The sequence below is a fragment of the Achromobacter sp. LC458 genome (assembly GCF_001005835.2).
In the GTDB taxonomy this organism is placed as follows: Bacteria; Pseudomonadota; Gammaproteobacteria; order Burkholderiales; family Burkholderiaceae_B; genus Achromobacter; species Achromobacter spanius_B.
Window position 1 is genome coordinate 1 of record NZ_LBHW02000072.1, and the last position, 15759, is coordinate 15759.

Below are 15759 nucleotides of genomic sequence, written 5' to 3' on the forward strand. Positions count from 1 at the left end.
CCGTCCGCCTCCCAGGAGTCGTCGCGACGGCAGCGCAACATGCGATCGGGTAGCGTGGACGGCGTGCGGTTCACCTTTCTGCATCCTGCCGACGGCGGCGGCGCCGAACCGGTGGACCGTAACGCGGACAGCTGTGTGCTTTTCGTAGAAGGAGCCAGCCATTCGCTATTGCTGACAGGCGACATCGGCGTGGCGCAGGAGCGCGAACTGGTCGCACGCGGGGTGCCTGAAACCGATGTGGTGCTGGCCCCGCACCACGGCTCAGCATCGTCATCCGGGCGCGACTGGGTACGCGCCGTGCAAGCCACTCATGCCATTGCGCAAGCGGGCCATCTAAACCGTTTCCGCCATCCCGCCCCGGCGGTGGAGCGGCGTTGGCTAGCGGCGGGGGCGGTGTTCTGGCGTAGTGACCGGGACGGCGCGGTGATGGCTCTATCCACTGCAAACGGTCTGTCGGTTTGGTCGCAGCGTGATGACGGTGCGCGCTACTGGCATGGGCGATGACTGTCGGCTAAGGCGCGATAGGCAAGCGCGTGGGGAAGGCTAGACGCGGACCGCAGCCAGTCTGGCCGCCGCTGTGCTAGCCCACACCCACCACCAACCGATCGAACAAATCGTCCCCGCCCATCTGCCCGCCCTTAAGCATCAACTCCACACCATCAACCACAGGGTCGTCGCTGCGCGCAACGCTGACGGTCACGCCGGGCGCCAACACACATCGGAACTGCAAACCCCACAAACCCAGCGCAAGCGTGGCTTGGCTTGAAGTGTCGCCGCCGGCGATGCCGACCCGTGCAAGCCGGGTTCCCGCTTGCGCGCTGGCGGTGATGATGGCGGCGGCAAGCTGTGCGGTGGCGCGCGCGGTGGAAGCCGCTTCGTCCGAGGTGACGGCCTGTTCGGGTCGGTCGGTGTGGACGAGCACGTTGTGGCCTTGCGCCAAGGCGGCGACCGCCGATTGAATTTGTTCGGCTACATAGGCGGGTGACGCCAACAGCGCCTGTACTTGCAGGGGCTGGTGCTTGTAGCGGGTGCTGGCAGAGATTTGCCGAGCGGTGACGGGTGACAGGCTGCCGGCCATCACCAGCACGGGGCCAGAGGCCGGGGCAAGCGGGACTACGCCACTGAATAAAGAGGTAGCGGCATCACGCGCAGCCATCTTGCCGCCATGCGCGGCCGCGTGCCCGTCTGGGCCAGCCACCGCTTGATTACGCTGGAACACGCTTGCGTCGCGCTCGAACGCCGCCGCGCGCGCCAGCGCCTGCTGTACGCTGCTTGGGCCAACCGCCAACAATGGCGCACTTGCCGCCGCGCGCCAGATCAGGCGGCCAATCACGGCGAGTTGCTCGTCGCCCGTCACGTCGAACAGGACCGGGCCGTCACTGGTGTTGATCAGGTCTTCGATCCAGGCATCCAGTTGGGCGACGTCGTTCGCACCCATCGCGCCCATCGCACCCGTCGCACCCGACGCACCCATCGCACCCGACGCACCGGCATCCCCAGCACCCCGCAAACGCGGGTACGCAATATGCGGCACCGACCGAATCCCCTCCAGCCCCTGCGCGGCCAGGTGCCGTCGCAAGTCTGCCTCATGCATCGGCGTGACCGGGTGCTGGCTCATCACCGGATGCCGGTCGATGCGATACACCTCCGGCGCGGCCCCAGCGCGGGCGAACAATTGGGCAAAGCTGCAATAGCGTCCGATGCTGGGTTGCCCGCCCACAATCGGTACCAGCCGGTTCGGCAGGTGGCGCCGCAGTTCGCGGATGGCGACGCCGATGCTGCCGACGTGCGGCGCGCTGTCGAAGGTGGAACAGCACTTGTAATGCAGCACGCGTGCGCCGGTGCCGGCCATGAAGCGGCCGACAGAACGCAGTTCCGTTTCCATATCGGCGGGGGACATGGCGCGCGCGGCGCCCGCGATGCCGATGGCGTCCAGCGGGCCGGCGCGGCGCAGTTGTTCGGGCGTGGGCACGCCAAGGAACAGCAAGCCGCGCAGGCCGGCGCGCGCGACTTCGGCCAGCGTGTCGGTGGCGCCGGTGAAATCGTCGCCGTACCAGCAGATGCTTGGTGCGGTCAGGCTGACTGCGGCATTTGCGCTGCTCGCGTCATCGGCATGGCCTGGGCCGTCGTGATCTTTGGCGCTGCCCGCCTCACCGCCAGCGCTACCGACCCCCGCAGTCATGCCCGCCCACCAAAAAATTCCAATGCCCGCTGCAACTCGGGCGCGTTCCGCGCAAAGTCTTCCAGCGCCTGTCCGTCTCGCACCGCCTGCCACGCTTGCCGAATGCTCTGCACGCCCGCGGCTGGCCCATCCGGATGCGCCAAAATCCCGCCGCCGGACATGAACATCAAATCATCGGTGCGCACGGCTGCCCACGTGGCGGGCACGGTGCCGGCCCATTGGCCGGACGAGAACGCGGGCATGACCGGGTCGTCGATGCCGGGCGTGAGCGAGGCCAGGCAGTCGCGCGCCGATTCGACGACTTCGCTGTCTTCCTGTGCGAACTTGCCTTGCAGGCCGTGCACGTGCATATGGTCCACGCCGGCCAGGCGCCACAGCGTTTGATACGCCTGAAAGCCGATGCCCAGCAAGGGCGCGCGGGACAGGGCGCCGAAGCCGTTGCGATGGCCGTGCAAGGCCAGCGGCGTGCTGCGGCGCAGGGTCTGGATGGCGGAAAAGCCGCACCAGTTCAGGCTGGCCATGACGCAGGTGCCGCCTTCGCGTTCGATCAGGTCGGCGTGGCGGCGCATGGCATCGGTTTCGTCGCTGATGTTGAACGCCACCATTACCTGGCGGCCGGTGCGTTCGCGGTGGGCGCGCACCACCGCCATGACGGCGGCGACGCGTTGCGCCAGCGGCGCGTGCGCGGGGTTGGCGCACACCTCGTCGTCCTTGATGAAGTCCACGCCCGCCGCGCACAGCTGGGCGACCAGATGCGCGGTTTGCTCGGGCGACAGGCCCACATTGGGCTTGATGATGGTGCCTACCAGCGGCCCCGTTGCCACGCCTGTCAATTGCCGCGTGCCGGCGATGCCCACTTGCGGCATGTCGAACTGGGCGCGGTAGTTGGCGGGCAGCTCCATGCTTTCCAGGCGCAGGCCGGTGACTTCGCCCAGGTCGTACAGGTTGCCGCCGACGGTGGCTGCCAGCGTGGGCAGGTTGGCGCCCACGTTGGCCACGGGAAAGGCGATGCGGACGCGAGCGCGCTGGTACTTGCCCGGCATGCCGCCCGCTTGGCGCGCCAGCCAGGCGTTGGGCAGGCTGGGTGTGTCGGTGGTGTCCAGCAGGTCGATAGATTCAATGCGCGCGCGGGCCCGGGCGCGCAGCTCGTCGGTTTCGCCTTGCACGCGGGTGAAGGTGCCGCAGGACTGCTCGCCCGCCATCACTTCGGCGACCCGCGCGGGGTCCATCGGGGTTTCGATCAGGTAGGTCGCGCTAAAGGACTGGGAATTCATAGGCTTGGGAATTCAAAGGGGGCGGCGGGCGGCAATGTTGGGTCAGCAAGGGACAGCGGGCGGCAGTAGCGATCAGCATGCGACAGAGGCATCAGCGGGCACTAAGCACGCACTAAGCAGGCACCAGCAGGCACCAGCAGGCGTCAGCAGATCAAAGGCGCGACAAATCCGGGAACGGGCGGACCGGGTCCTTGCCGTCCCAGCCGTTGGCGCTTTCTCGGATCAGGTCGAACAATCGGCCCTTGGGACCGGCCACTTCCGACAGTTCGATGACGGTGCCCGGGTGGTATTCGGTGTCGAAATAAATGAAGCGGCCTTTCTCGCCGACTTCGCCGCTCATCTTGGGCTTGAAGCCCTGGGCCAGCAGGCGTTCCAAATCGGCGTCGTAGCTTTCGGTCCAGTAGGCCACGTGTTGCAGGCCGGTGCGGCCGGCTTGCAGGAAGTCGCGGTACATCGACGGCACGTCGTTGCGCGTCTGGATCAGTTCAACCTGCACGAAGCCGGAGTTGGCCAGCGCCACGGAATTGTGCGGCTGGTGGCTTTCGCCGTCGTACTGGTAATTGACGATTGGCACGCGCGGGTTGTAGTACCACGGGCCTACGCCCAGCGTGGTGCTCCAGTACTCCATGGCGGCTTCGATGTCGTGCACCACATAACCGAGTTGGCGGATTTCGCCCAGGAAACGACTCATGATGGATCTTTATAAAAGGAAGACGAAGAAGGGGGGGAGGCGGCCCGACGCGGATCTGCGCGGGCCGCGTCGGGTCACAGGAAGCCGATGGAGAACCAGGGAAAGGCCGCCACGATGATCAGGCCGATCAACAGCGCCGCAACGTAACCCCAGATGGGGCCGATGCCCTCGTTGGGGTCGACGCGGCTGATGGCGCAGGCGCCGTAATAGCCCACGCCGAAGGGCGGCGCGAACAGGCCGATGCCCATGGCGAAGATGACGACCATCGCGTAATGCACTTCGTGCACGCCGGCCTGCACCGCGATCGGGAACAGCAAGGGGCCGAACAGCACGATGGCGGGTATGCCTTCCAGCACGCTGCCCAGGATGATGAACGCCACGATGGACACGGCCAAAAAGCCGTAGCTGCCGCCGGGCATGCCGGCCATCAACTTGGCCAGATCGCCCGAGAAGCCGGACTGCGTCAACGCCCACGCCATGGCCGTGGCGCAACCCACGATCAGCATGATGGCGCCGGACAGCGAGGCGGTTTCGATCAGCATGGGGCGCAGGCGCGCCCAGTCGAAGCGGCGGTAGATCAGGATGCCGATCAGCGCGGAATACACGATGCCGATGGTGGACACTTCGGTGGCGGTGGCCACGCCTTCGACCACTGCCGCGCGGATGACAAACGGCAGCGCCACGGCGGGCAGGGCGATCACGAAAAAGCGGCCGATCTCTTTGAAGCTGAAACGTTGCACCAGGCTCAGGTCTTCACGGCGATAGCGCCACCACACCACCGAGCACAGCGCCAGGCCCAGCACCACAGCGGGCAGCAGGCCGCCCGTGAACAGCGCGGCAATCGACACGCCGGTAACCGAGCCGATGGTGATCAGCACAATCGACGGCGGTATGGTCTCGGTCTGCGCGCCGGTGGCCGACAGCAGCGCCACCAGGTCGCCCGGCTTGGCGCCGCGCTTGCGCATTTCCGGGAACAGCACGGGCGCGATGGCCGCCATGTCGGCGATCTTCGAGCCCGAGATGCCCGACACCAGATACATCGCGCCGATCAGCACGTACGACAAACCGCCGCGCACGTGGCCCAGCAGGCTGGCCAGGAACTGGATCATGGCGCGCGCCATGCCGGTCATCTCGATCAACGATCCCAGGAAGATGAACAGCGGCACGGCCAGCAGCATCAGGTGCGACATGCCTTCGTCCAGCCGGCCCACCATGACTTCCATGGGCGTGTTGGTCGTCAACGCCAGGTACGAAAACGTGGCCAGCGCGAACGAAAACGCAATCGGCACGCCCGAGAACACGGTGGCCGCGACGATGCCCACGAAGAAGATCACCAGGTTCAGCTTTCCCAGGCCCTTGAACATGGGCTGCGCCAACCAGAACAGGGCAACCACCACGGCCACGCCGGCCAACGCCACGAGCACATGGCGCAGGGGTTGCGTGCGCAACAGCCGCAGCAAGGCCACCACGCCCATCAGCGCCATGCCCACGGGAATGGCGGCGGCGCGCCAGGCGTTGGACAGTTCCAGTGCGGGCGTGATGATGAAGTGTTCTTCGTGCGCGTATTCGATCGCGGGCGACAGGATCAACACCAGGAATGCCAGTGACGCGGCCAGCGCCGCCGTTTCCAGCTGCGCGCGCCGGGCCGGGCTGACGTTGTTGACCAGCGCCGTCATCCGCATGTGTTCACCGCGCCGCAACGCAACCACGGCGCCCAGCATCGACAGCCACAGGAACAGGATGGAAGCCAGTTCGTCGGACCAGACCAAGGGGCTGTGGAAGGCGTAGCGCGCGACGACGCCCGCGAACAGCACGCAGATCTCGACCAGCACGATGGCGGCCGCAACGTGCTCGACCACGCCGCCCAGCACGCTGTCCAGCGCGTTGGCGGCGCGCCGCAAGGGGTTGGCCGGCAGCACCGGGGTGGCGGCGTGGGGGGCGGACAAGGAAGACATGGCGCGACCTCAGGCCAGCTTGCCGACGCTTTGTTCCAGCAGCGACCAGGCTTCGTTGCCGAAGCGGCCCTGCCATTCCTTGTAGAAGCCGGCGGTGCGCAGCGCCTGGCGGAAGGTGTCCGGGGCCGGCTGGTTGAATTTCAGGCCCTTGGCTTCCAGGTCGGACTGCACCGACGCGTTCAGCTTCTTGATGTCTTCACGCTGTGCCAGGCCGGCTTCGTTGATGCCGCGCGCAACGATGGTCTTCAGGTCTTGCGGCAGGCCTTCCCACATGCGGCCGTTGGCGATGAACCAGTAGCCGTCCCAGATGTGGTTGGTCAGCGAACAATACTTCTGCACTTCGTACAGCTTGGCCACCTGGATGATGGGCAGGGGGTTTTCCTGGGCGTCGACCACTTTGGTCTGCAACGACGAATACACCTCGCTGAACTGCAAGCTGGCGGGCGCGGCGCCCAGGCCCTTGAACATTGAGATGGGCAGCGAGCTGACCGGCACGCGGATCTTCAAGCCGTCCATGTCGGCGGCCGTGGTCACGGGCGCCTTGCTGCTGGTGGTTTGGCGGAAACCGTTGTCCCACATCTTTTCAAACGCGTAGAGCTTGCGCTGCGCGATGGCGGCGCGCACGTGCGCACCCAGCGCCCCGTCCATGGCGCCCCAGACCTGGCTGTAGTCCTTGAACGCGAAGCCCACGGCGTTGATGGCGGCCACCGGCACCAGCGTGGCAATGACCAGCGCCGACGGGGTGAAGAAGTCGATGCCGCCCGAGCGCACTTGCGCCAGCATGTCGGTATCGCCGCCCAGTTGGTTGTTCGGGAAAATCTTGATGTCGACGCGGCCGTTGCTTTCTTTCAGGATGCGGTCGGCGGCTTCTTGCGCGCGGATGTTCAGCGGATGCGTCACCGGCAGGTTGTTGCCGTACTTGAGCGTGTAGTCGGCCGCGCGGGCGATCAGCGGGAATCCGCCGGCCAGGGCAACGGCGGGCACCGCGCAAAGGCGGCGCAGAACACTACGGCGTGTCAGCAGCTTCATGGTTGTCTCCAAAATCGGTTTTATGATGTTTTTTGATGTGCCACAAAAGCGCCATAACCATGCGGCAGACTGGACAATAGTGAATTGACGCTATCATCGTCAAACCTTATTCATGATGGTTTTTGATGTGAATAGAACGTCGCCTGACCGCAAGCTAGCCCGTTTGGCCGATGTGGCCGCACGCGCCGGTGTGTCTACCGCCACCGCCGATCGTGTGTTGAATCGCCGGCCCGGCGTGCGCGCCAACACCGCCCAGAAGGTGTTGAAGGCCGCCATGGAACTGGACTATCTGCCCGAACAGGAACTGGCCGCCGCCTTGCCGGCCGAGCCGATGCGGCTGGTGTTCTTGCTGCCGCGTGGCAGCAACCGGTACTTGCGCATGCTGGGCGACACCGTCAGCTATGCGCATGAACACTTCGGTCCGCTGAACGCCAAGTGCCAGATCGAATACGTTGAAAGCTTCAACCCCGACGCGCTGGCCCAGGCGCTGGCCAAGCACGGCAAGCGCGCCGACGGCATTGCCTTCATGGCGCTGGAACATCCGGTGGTGCGCGAAGCCGTCAACACGCTGGCGCAGCAGGGCGTGCCCACGGTGACGCTGATTTCGGACCTGGCCAACAGCGCGCGCACGGCTTACGTGGGGCTGGACAATCGCGCCGCCGGGCGCACGGCGGGTTACCTGATCGCGCGCTTTGTCGGCCCGCGCGCGGCGCACGTGGCGCTGATTGCGGGCTCGCGCCATTACCGCGCGCACGAGGAACGCGAAAGCGGCTTCTTGCAGTTGTATGCCGAACAGTTCCAGGCGATGCAGGTGGTGGATCTGCGCGAAGGCTATGACGATGCGCAGCGCAACTACGAGCAGACGCGGCAGTTGCTTGAGCAATATCCCAATCTGGCGGGCATCTACAACATCGGGGGGGCGTCGGACGGCGTGGCGCGCGCGTTGAAAGAGGCCGGCTTGCAGCATCGCGTGGTGTTCATCGGCCACGGGCTGACGCCGGACACGCGCTCGCTGTTGATTGACGGCACCATGGACGCCGTGATTACGCAAAGCCCGATGGAGGCGCTGATGAGCTGTGTGCGCATCTTCAGCAATCTGCGCGACAAGCGCAGCCCGATGAACGGCGTGGAACTGGCGCGCAGCCAGGTGATTTTTCGCGAAAACCTGCCCTGAGGGAAGTTTGCTTCAACATGCTTGCTATTTAACTGCCTAGGCAGATAAAATCCGCTATCGGCAATCGCCATCGCCATCCACCCCACGAGACAACCATGGCCACCGCTAAACCCGCCGTGCTGGACCGCTTCTACACCGGTGAGCTCGGTTTCATGATCACGTCCGTGCGCGGCAGCATTCATGATGCGCTGGAGCGCGAACTGGCGCCGTTTGACCTGACGACCCCGCAGTACGTGGTGCTGAACTGCCTGGCCAAGGGGTGGGGCCGCACGCTTAGCGATTTTTGCCGGGTGCTGGCGTATGACTCGGGCGCGATGACGCGGCTGCTGGATCGCATTGTGGCCAAGGGCTATATCCGCCGCGTGGAAAACGAAGCGGATCGGCGCAGCTACCTGATCGAACTGACCGAACAGGGGCAAGCCGCATTGCCGCAGGCGCTGGCCGCCACGGAAGTCGCCATGCGCCGTCTGCTGGCCGGCTTTTCTGAAGCGGACGCTGAGACGCTGCACAAGCTGTTGTCGCGCGTGTTGATGAATGCGCAGGCGGACGAGGCGTAGGCAGCCCGTACGCAGCGACCCGTACGTAGCGACCCGTACGCAGCGACCCGCAGGCCCTTTTCCCCAGCATTTTTTTTATCCATTTATCTGCCTAGGCATATACAGCCTGGGCATAAAAATAAGCCAAAGCCATGCAAGCCTTTTCCAGCGACGCCCCAGCCACACCCCGAATCCCTCCCGCCTTGCTCGCCACCATCGGCGCGCTGACGTTCATCGACTTCCTGCAAAACGGCATGGTCACGTTTGCCGCCACGCCCATCATGGGAGAAATCGGCGCCAGCCCCGAGGAATACACGTCCGTTGCCGTCATCTACGCCTGCGTCGCCGTGGTGATGATTGCGTTGCAAGGCTGGCTGGTGCATCACCTGGGCCTGCGCCGTTATCTGCTGGCGTCGCTGGGCGCGGCCGCAGCGGGCGCGGTGGTGTGCGCGATGTCTCGGGGTGAGGCCGGCTTTCTGACGGGCCGGGTGATGATGGCGATGGGGTGCGCGGCCATGCTGACGTCGTCCCGTTTGACGGTAAACCTGATCGCGCCGGGGCCGGCGCGCTTTCATGGCATCAAGGCGCTTGCCACGGGCCTGTGCACCGGCACGGCGCTGGGGCCGTTGCTGGCATCGGCGGCGGTGGACCACGATGGCTGGCCGCTGATGTTCTGGTTGGTGGCCGGGCTGTCGCTGCTGGCGATGTGGCCGGTGGCGCGCGCCATGCCGGGCAAGCAGGCGGGCGCCACGGTGGCCGGGCAGGCGCGCTTGGTGCCGATTGCGGCGTTGGGCGTGGGCAGTTTTCTGCTGCTGCATGCGTTGCAGCGGTCCTACTACGATTTTTTCAGCGACCGCCATCGTCTGGTGCTGTTCGCCCTGGCCGGCTTGCTGGCGCTGGCGTATTTCATCCGCGCCGAGACGCGCAACGGCGCGCCGCTGCTCAAGCTGGGCGGCATGAACGAGGTGCGCTTTCTGTGTGGCCTGGCGTTGTTCATGTTTTGTTATTTGATGTTGGGCGCCAACGGCTACCTGGTGCCGCAGATGCTGCAACGCGCGTTGGGCCTGTCGTGGGCCAACACGGGGATGTTCTTCGCGATGGGGTTGGGGGCGGGCGTGCTGACTTTTGCGGTCATGGCCCAGCTGCTGCCGCGTTGGCCGTCGCCACGCAAGTTCTTCGTGGCCGGGTTTGTGGCGCTGGCGGCGTTCAGCGTGCTGATGGCTCGGCTGACGCCGATGGCCGATCCCTGGGCCGATGTGCTGCCCGCGCTGGCTTGCTATGGCGTCTTCATCATGATCTTGATGCCGGCCACCGCCATGAACACGTTCACCGGGCTGACGCATGACCCGGCGGTGTTTGCGCATGCGCAGCAGGTCAAGAACATGCTGGCGCAGGTGGGGCAGGCGCTGGGCATCATGGCGGCCACCGTGGGGCAGCAGTGGTTGACCTCCAAGCACTACAGCGTGCTGCAAGCGGGCGTGACGCAGGGCAACGTCAATGTCGAAGCCGCGAAGGCCGCGCTAAGCGGCGTGTATGCCGCGGTGGCCGATCCGGTGCAGGCGCAGCGCATGGCGCTGGCGCGCATCGCGCAGCTGGTGGATCAGCAGTCGGCGCTGCTGGCCAATCTGGATCACTTTCGCGCGCTGGCTGTGTTGGCGGTGGTCGGCGTGCTGATCAGCTGGACGCAGCGGGTGTTCCGGTAGCGTGCCCGTGCCGATAGCGCGCATGTTCCGATACCGCGCATGTTCCGGTACCGCGCAGGTTCCGGTACCGCGCATGTTCCGAAACCGCAGCCACCCGAACCCGCAGCCGCGCCGACACTGCCCCTCAGTTCGGCCCCAGCTGCCCGATCACCTGCCGCGCCACATCGGCCAGGGACAGGCCGCCGTCCATGGCCGCGCGTTGCAGGCGTTCATGGGCGGCCTGCTCGGTCAGGCCGTATTGGTTGATCAGCAGCCGCTTGGCGCGGTCGATGCGCTTTCTTTCTTCCAGCGCGACGCGCACGGTGTTCAAGGCGTCGTCGGTGCGCTGCATGTGCAACGTCTGCTCGCGCATCATTTCAAGAATGGACCGCTCCAGCACGCTGCCCACGCCATCGGCGGGCGGCGTGTCCAGCGGCCGGCTTTGCACGCTGAACACCATGCTGGGCGCGCGGCCGCTGGCATGGTCGGCGTAGCGCGATAGCAGCAGTTGGCGGTCGTCCAGTTCCTTGCGGGTTTCGACGATGCGGCGTTCGCATTGCCGTGCCAGCGCCTGCGCCAACAGGCTTTCAACGTCGCGCATGGCGTCGATGCGGGCCGTGCACAGCTCGAACCACAACTCGGCCAGCGTGCCGTCCACGCGCTGGTCGGCGGACGTGCGTTGCGCCATGTCGCGTAGCCGTTCGACCGGCTGGCCTTGTTGCTGGATGCTCTCCCAGCGTTGCAGCGCGGCGTCTTCGGCATATTGCGCATAGATGTCGAAGCTGCGGGCCTGGTGCGCGGCCAGGCCCAGCATGCGGGCCTTCTGCGGGTCGGTGAAGAAACCATTGGTGAAGCCGATGACGCCGGTGGCGCGTTCCTGGCCGCTGAGTTCCTTGCCCTGCATGAAGTTCAGCAGCGCGACCAGCAGGCGCGTCACGCCGGGGTCCAGCGCGGAATCGGCGGCTTCGAACACCACGGCCAGCAGGCTGCTGATGATTTGCGTGTAGCGGGCATCGGCGTCTTCGGCGGGCACGGACACATCACGCACCTGGCGGCGCAGCGCCGGCAATTCGTCCAGCCGAAACAGCGCGAAGGCAATGCAGTTAAGCAGGCGGGCCTTGCCGCCGGCTTGCGGGGCGGTGGCCGCCAGCCCGTCAAGAAAACGGCGGACGTCGGCCTCGACGCGGGCGGATTCCTGAGCCAGCCCGCTCAGCGTCTGGGCCTTGCCGTCTTGCGGCACGCCGTTCTGTGCGCTGCACAGCGTCAGGTTGGAATAGCCGCGTTCTTTTTGCAGCGCGTGCACCAGCGCGCTGACGTGCACGGCCAGTTCGCACGTGACAGCCAGGCTTTCCAGGCCGTGCAGTTCACTGCGCCGCGCGGCAAGCAGGAAACGCAGCGGGGGTGGGATGTGGCGTTCGACCATAAGGGCAAAGGGAGGATCAGGCGCTGCGGCGCATCAGCGGTTCGGCGGCTTGCGGCCGGGGGGTATCAACCCTGTCAAGCACGTGGCACGCCGCGACGTCGCCGATGACCAGCACGGCGGGGCTGCGCAGCTGAAAGGCGGCGGCGTCGGACGTCATGCCGGACAGCGTTGAGCGGCATTCACGTTGATCCGCCAGCGAGGCGCGTTCGATCATCGCCACGGGCGTGTCGGGCGCCATGCCGGCCGCCAGCAACTGGCTGCTCATGTCGTGCAATTTGGCTACCCCCATGTAGACCACCAGCGTCGTGCCGCTTTGCGCCAGCCCCGTCCAGTCGGGCGTGGCGCCGTCCTGGGAATGGGCGGTGATCAGTGTAACGCCCTGGGCCATGCCGCGTTGGGTCAATGGGATGCCGCAAGCGGTGGCGGCGGCCAGCCCGGCCGTGATGCCGTTGACGATTTCACAGGCCACCCCGTGGTCGCTCAGCCATTGGGCTTCTTCGCCACCGCGTCCGAAGATGCAGGGGTCGCCGCCCTTTAGCCGCGCCACCCGCAGCCCTTGGCGGGCATAGCGCAGCATCAGCCGCTGGATGAATTCCTGCGGGGTGGAACGGCAGCCACCGCGCTTGCCCACATAGACCAGCCGCGCCCGCGGGCAGTAGTCCAGCACTTGCGGGTTGACCAGGTCATCGACCAGGACGACGTCGGCTTGTCCCAACGCCCGCACGGCTTTGATCGTGAGCAGTTCGGGGTCGCCGGGGCCGGCGCCGATCAGCCAGACGGAAGGGTTCATGATGGGCTCCAGGGGATGCAGGGGATCAGCGATCAAGCAAAAGAAAAACTACCACTACGAACTGGACCAGGCACAGGCCTTTCCAGAACGCCAAAGGGTTGCGTTCCAGCAGCGGCAGCCGTTCGCCCCGGCGCGTGGCCTCGGGCGGATGGCGCAGCGCGTGCGTGAATTCCGATAGCTCGGCGGTGCGCAGCGCGGGGTCGGGGTGCAGCGCCCGGCTCAGGACTCCGTCAACCCAGGCGGGCAGCTCGCGCTCGCGGTCCAGCACCGACACATAGGTCAGCCGCATCTGCGCGGCGCGGCTGCGCGCGCGCGCCACGTCGGCGCCATAGGGCAGCCGGCCGGACAGCATCTGGTAAAGCATGGCGGCCAGGGAATACAGGTCGGATCGCGGCGTGCCGGCTTCGCCCAAAAAGTATTCGGGCGCGGCGTATTGGGCGGTGCCCAGCATGGCGGGCGGCTCGTCGCCCTGCGGGGCGGCGTCCCACAGCCCGGCCGCCTGGGTCGAGCCCAGGTCGATGATGCGCGCCACGCCGTCGTCACCGATCAGCACGTTGTCGGGCCGCAGGTCCTGGTGCACGATGTCCAGGCGATGAAACGCTTGCAGGCCACGGGCAACCTGTTCAATCAGCGTCACCGCCTGCGCCAGCGTGGGGCGGGGGTTTTGCGCCATCCAGCGCGTCAGCGTGCGCCCGGGCAGGTATTCGCTGACGGTGTACAGCGTGCGGCGCTCGCGCGGCATGGCCCAGGCGCGCACGACATGGCGGCTGTCGATGCGACGGGCGATCCATTCCTCGGTCAGCAGGCGTTCCAGATACGCGGGGTCATGCCGCAGGTCCAGCGACGGAATCTTGATGACCACCGCGTCGCCGCTGTCGATGTCATGCGCCAGGTAGACGTGGCTGCGGTGGCTGGCGTGCAGCTCGTCCTGGATGCGAAAGCCCTCGAATTCCATGCCGGCCGCCAGCAGCGGCGGGCAGGGCAGGTTCAGGCTGTATTGCGCCAGTTCAAAGGCGCGGCGCGCAGGCAGGGCGTCGATGCGGACGATTTGCGCGGTCAGGTTGTCGGTGCTGCCGCGTTCCAGCGCCCGCTGCGCCAGGCGGCGCGCCGCCGCGTCCAGTGCGTCGGGGTGGGCCGCGATGGCCTGGGCGACGTCGTCCGCATTGATATGTTCGTAGACGCCATCGGTAGCCAGCAGAAAGACGTCGCCGGCTTCCAGCGGCTGCGTGTGGTAGTCCACTTCCAGGTGCGGCGCCAGGCCCAGCGCGCGGCCCAGATAGCTTTTGTCTTGCGATATCCAGACGCGATGGTCGTCGGTCAGCTGCTCCATCACGCCCGCGCGCAAACGGTAGATGCGCGCGTCGCCAATGTGCAGGATGTGCGCGGTAGTGGCTTTCAGCACCATCACCGTCATGGTGCAGACGTAACCCCGATCCGCATCGCGCGGCTGGTCGGCGTGATGGCGTTGGCGCGTTTGCCCGTGCAGCCAGCTGTTGGCCGCGCTTAATACCTTGTGCGCCGACTTTTTCACCGACCAGGTTTCCGGCGTGCAGTAATAGTCTTCCAGAAAGCTTGCCACCGCCGTTTCGCTGGCGATGTGGCTGACCTGGCTGCTGCTGATGCCATCGGCCAGCGCAACTGCGATGCCCTTGGTGTGCAGCAAGGGCTCGCCGGGCACGCACAGGCCGTGAAAATCCTGGTTGACGGGTTTGACGCCCGGCTCGGTGTGCTGGCCCACCGCCACCCGCAACGTAGCGGCGGTGCTGGGGCCGGGTTCGCGGCGGTCCATTGCGGTGGGCGTCCCGATGCGCAATCAGTTGAAGCGGCGCTTGGGCGCGGTCTTCATGTGCGTGGTGTACAGCGTCAGGCCGGTCAGCGAGATGCCGCCGATCAGGTTGCCCAGCACCACGGGAATTTCGTTCCAGATCATGTAGTCCATGATCGAGAACTTGCCGCCCATGATCATCGCCGACGGGAACAGGAACATGTTCACGATGGAATGTTCAAACCCCATCGCAAAGAACAGCATCACGGGCATCCACATGGCGATGACCTTGCCGCTGACCGACGTCGAAATCATGGCGCCGACCACGCCCAGCGACACCATCCAGTTGCACAACACGCCTCGGATGAAGATCGTCAGCATGCCGCCCGCGCCATATTCCTTGTAGCCCAGCGTGCGGTTTTCACCGATGTGCGCAATGACTTCACCGACCTTGTTGGGTGGTACGGAAAAGCCGTAGGTAAACACAATCGACATCAACACGGCCACCGTCAACGCACCCAGGAAATTGCCCACGAAGACAACGCCCCAGTGCTTGAGGATGGCCTTCGCGGTCACGCCCGGGCGCTTGTCGAAGAGCGCCAGCGGCGTCAGCACGAACACGCCGGTCAACAGGTCAAAGCCCATCAGGTACAGGATGCAAAAACCCACGGGGAACAGCGCTGCGCCCAGGATGGGCGAGCCGGTCTGCACCGTGACGGTCACCGCGAACACGGCGGCAATGGCCAGGATGGCGCCCGCCATGAAGGCGCGGATCAGAACGTCGCGCGTCGCCATGTAGATTTTGGATTCGCCGGCGTCCACCATCTTGGTGACGAATTCGGAAGGGACCAGGTAGGACATGATTTACCTTTTGCGTTGGTGACAGTGATAAGGGGAGCGGGCGTCAGGCAATTTCAACGGTGTCGCCGTTGAAGCGGGCCTGCCAGGTGCGCAATTGCTGTTCGGGGTACTGCACGCAGCTGCCGTCGGCCAGACGGAAGTGCTGCTTGTAAAGCGGCGAGGCCACGACCAGGTTGCCGCCCAGATGGGCAACCAGGCCGCGCCCGATAACGTTGGCGCCGGATTTGGGATCGCGGTTTTCAATCGCGTATAAGTCCGGGCCGTCGGCGTCGGGCAGGTAGAACAAGGCAATCTGCTGGCCATCCAGCAAGACGACCACGCCGGAGTCGGCAACGAGGTCATCGCGGGTGCAGACCGCGCGCCAGGTCGATGCGCGGGAGGCGGGGGCGGCAGTGCG

Annotated in this window: 14 protein-coding genes; 4 read left to right on the top strand and 10 right to left on the bottom strand. The window is 65.9% G+C overall.

Annotation, left to right across the window (positions count from 1 at the left end; translation table 11 throughout):
* A partial coding sequence (locus YH64_RS29200; protein WP_370512787.1) for a ComEC/Rec2 family competence protein occupies positions 1-504 on the top strand: 504 nt, incomplete at its 5' end.
* Between the two features lie 76 nt (positions 505-580).
* Here YH64_RS29200 and YH64_RS29205 read toward each other — a convergent pair.
* From YH64_RS29205 to YH64_RS29225, 5 genes are all read right to left on the bottom strand, one after another.
* Positions 581-2182, bottom strand: coding sequence for a four-carbon acid sugar kinase family protein (locus tag YH64_RS29205; RefSeq protein ID WP_082134698.1), 1602 nt, complete (start codon positions 2180-2182; stop codon positions 581-583).
* Positions 2179-3456, bottom strand: coding sequence for a ribulose-bisphosphate carboxylase large subunit family protein (locus YH64_RS29210; RefSeq protein ID WP_046807839.1), 1278 nt, complete (start codon positions 3454-3456; stop codon positions 2179-2181). The genes YH64_RS29205 and YH64_RS29210 overlap by 4 nt, the downstream gene beginning before the upstream one ends.
* Before the next feature lie 151 nt (positions 3457-3607).
* Positions 3608-4147, bottom strand: a complete 540-nt coding sequence (locus YH64_RS29215) for a VOC family protein (protein ID WP_046807840.1) — start codon at positions 4145-4147, stop codon at positions 3608-3610.
* A gap of 74 nt (positions 4148-4221) precedes the next feature.
* Positions 4222-6102 carry a TRAP transporter large permease subunit gene (locus tag YH64_RS29220; RefSeq protein ID WP_046807841.1) on the bottom strand — a complete coding sequence of 627 codons (1881 nt, stop codon included), beginning with the start codon at positions 6100-6102 and terminating at the stop codon, positions 4222-4224.
* 9 nt (positions 6103-6111) lie between these two features.
* Positions 6112-7131: a TRAP transporter substrate-binding protein gene (locus YH64_RS29225; protein ID WP_046807842.1), complete on the bottom strand. Its 1020-nt coding sequence runs from the start codon at positions 7129-7131 to the stop codon at positions 6112-6114.
* 112 nt (positions 7132-7243) lie between these two features.
* Between YH64_RS29225 and YH64_RS29230 the strand changes: the two genes are divergently transcribed.
* The 3 genes from YH64_RS29230 to YH64_RS29240 all read left to right on the top strand — a co-directional run bounded on the left by YH64_RS29230 (position 7244) and on the right by YH64_RS29240 (position 10544).
* Positions 7244-8305: a LacI family DNA-binding transcriptional regulator gene (locus YH64_RS29230; protein WP_046807843.1), complete on the top strand. Its 1062-nt coding sequence runs from the start codon at positions 7244-7246 to the stop codon at positions 8303-8305.
* A 95-nt stretch (positions 8306-8400) separates the two neighbouring features.
* Positions 8401-8862 (top strand): MarR family winged helix-turn-helix transcriptional regulator, encoded by a 462-nt coding sequence (locus YH64_RS29235; protein ID WP_046807844.1) that lies wholly within the window; start codon positions 8401-8403, stop codon positions 8860-8862.
* A gap of 131 nt (positions 8863-8993) precedes the next feature.
* Positions 8994-10544 carry an MFS transporter gene (locus tag YH64_RS29240; protein WP_046807845.1) on the top strand — a complete coding sequence of 517 codons (1551 nt, stop codon included), beginning with the start codon at positions 8994-8996 and terminating at the stop codon, positions 10542-10544.
* A 124-nt stretch (positions 10545-10668) separates the two neighbouring features.
* Here the strand turns inward: YH64_RS29240 and YH64_RS29245 are convergent, their stop codons facing one another.
* The 5 genes from YH64_RS29245 to nirD form a co-directional block, all read right to left on the bottom strand.
* Complete coding sequence (locus YH64_RS29245) at positions 10669-11946, bottom strand: nitrate- and nitrite sensing domain-containing protein (protein WP_046807846.1); 1278 nt, start codon at positions 11944-11946, stop codon at positions 10669-10671.
* A 16-nt stretch (positions 11947-11962) separates the two neighbouring features.
* Positions 11963-12736, bottom strand: coding sequence for a uroporphyrinogen-III C-methyltransferase (cobA, locus tag YH64_RS29250; RefSeq protein WP_046807847.1), 774 nt, complete (start codon positions 12734-12736; stop codon positions 11963-11965).
* A gap of 25 nt (positions 12737-12761) precedes the next feature.
* Positions 12762-14525: a bifunctional protein-serine/threonine kinase/phosphatase gene (locus YH64_RS29255; protein WP_046807852.1), complete on the bottom strand. Its 1764-nt coding sequence runs from the start codon at positions 14523-14525 to the stop codon at positions 12762-12764.
* A 24-nt stretch (positions 14526-14549) separates the two neighbouring features.
* Entirely contained in the window at positions 14550-15362 is an 813-nt protein-coding gene (locus tag YH64_RS29260) for a formate/nitrite transporter family protein (protein WP_046807848.1), read from the bottom strand.
* Positions 15363-15405: 43 nt separating this feature from the next.
* A partial coding sequence (gene nirD / locus YH64_RS29265) for a nitrite reductase small subunit NirD (RefSeq protein WP_143215606.1) occupies positions 15406-15759 on the bottom strand: 354 nt, incomplete at its 5' end.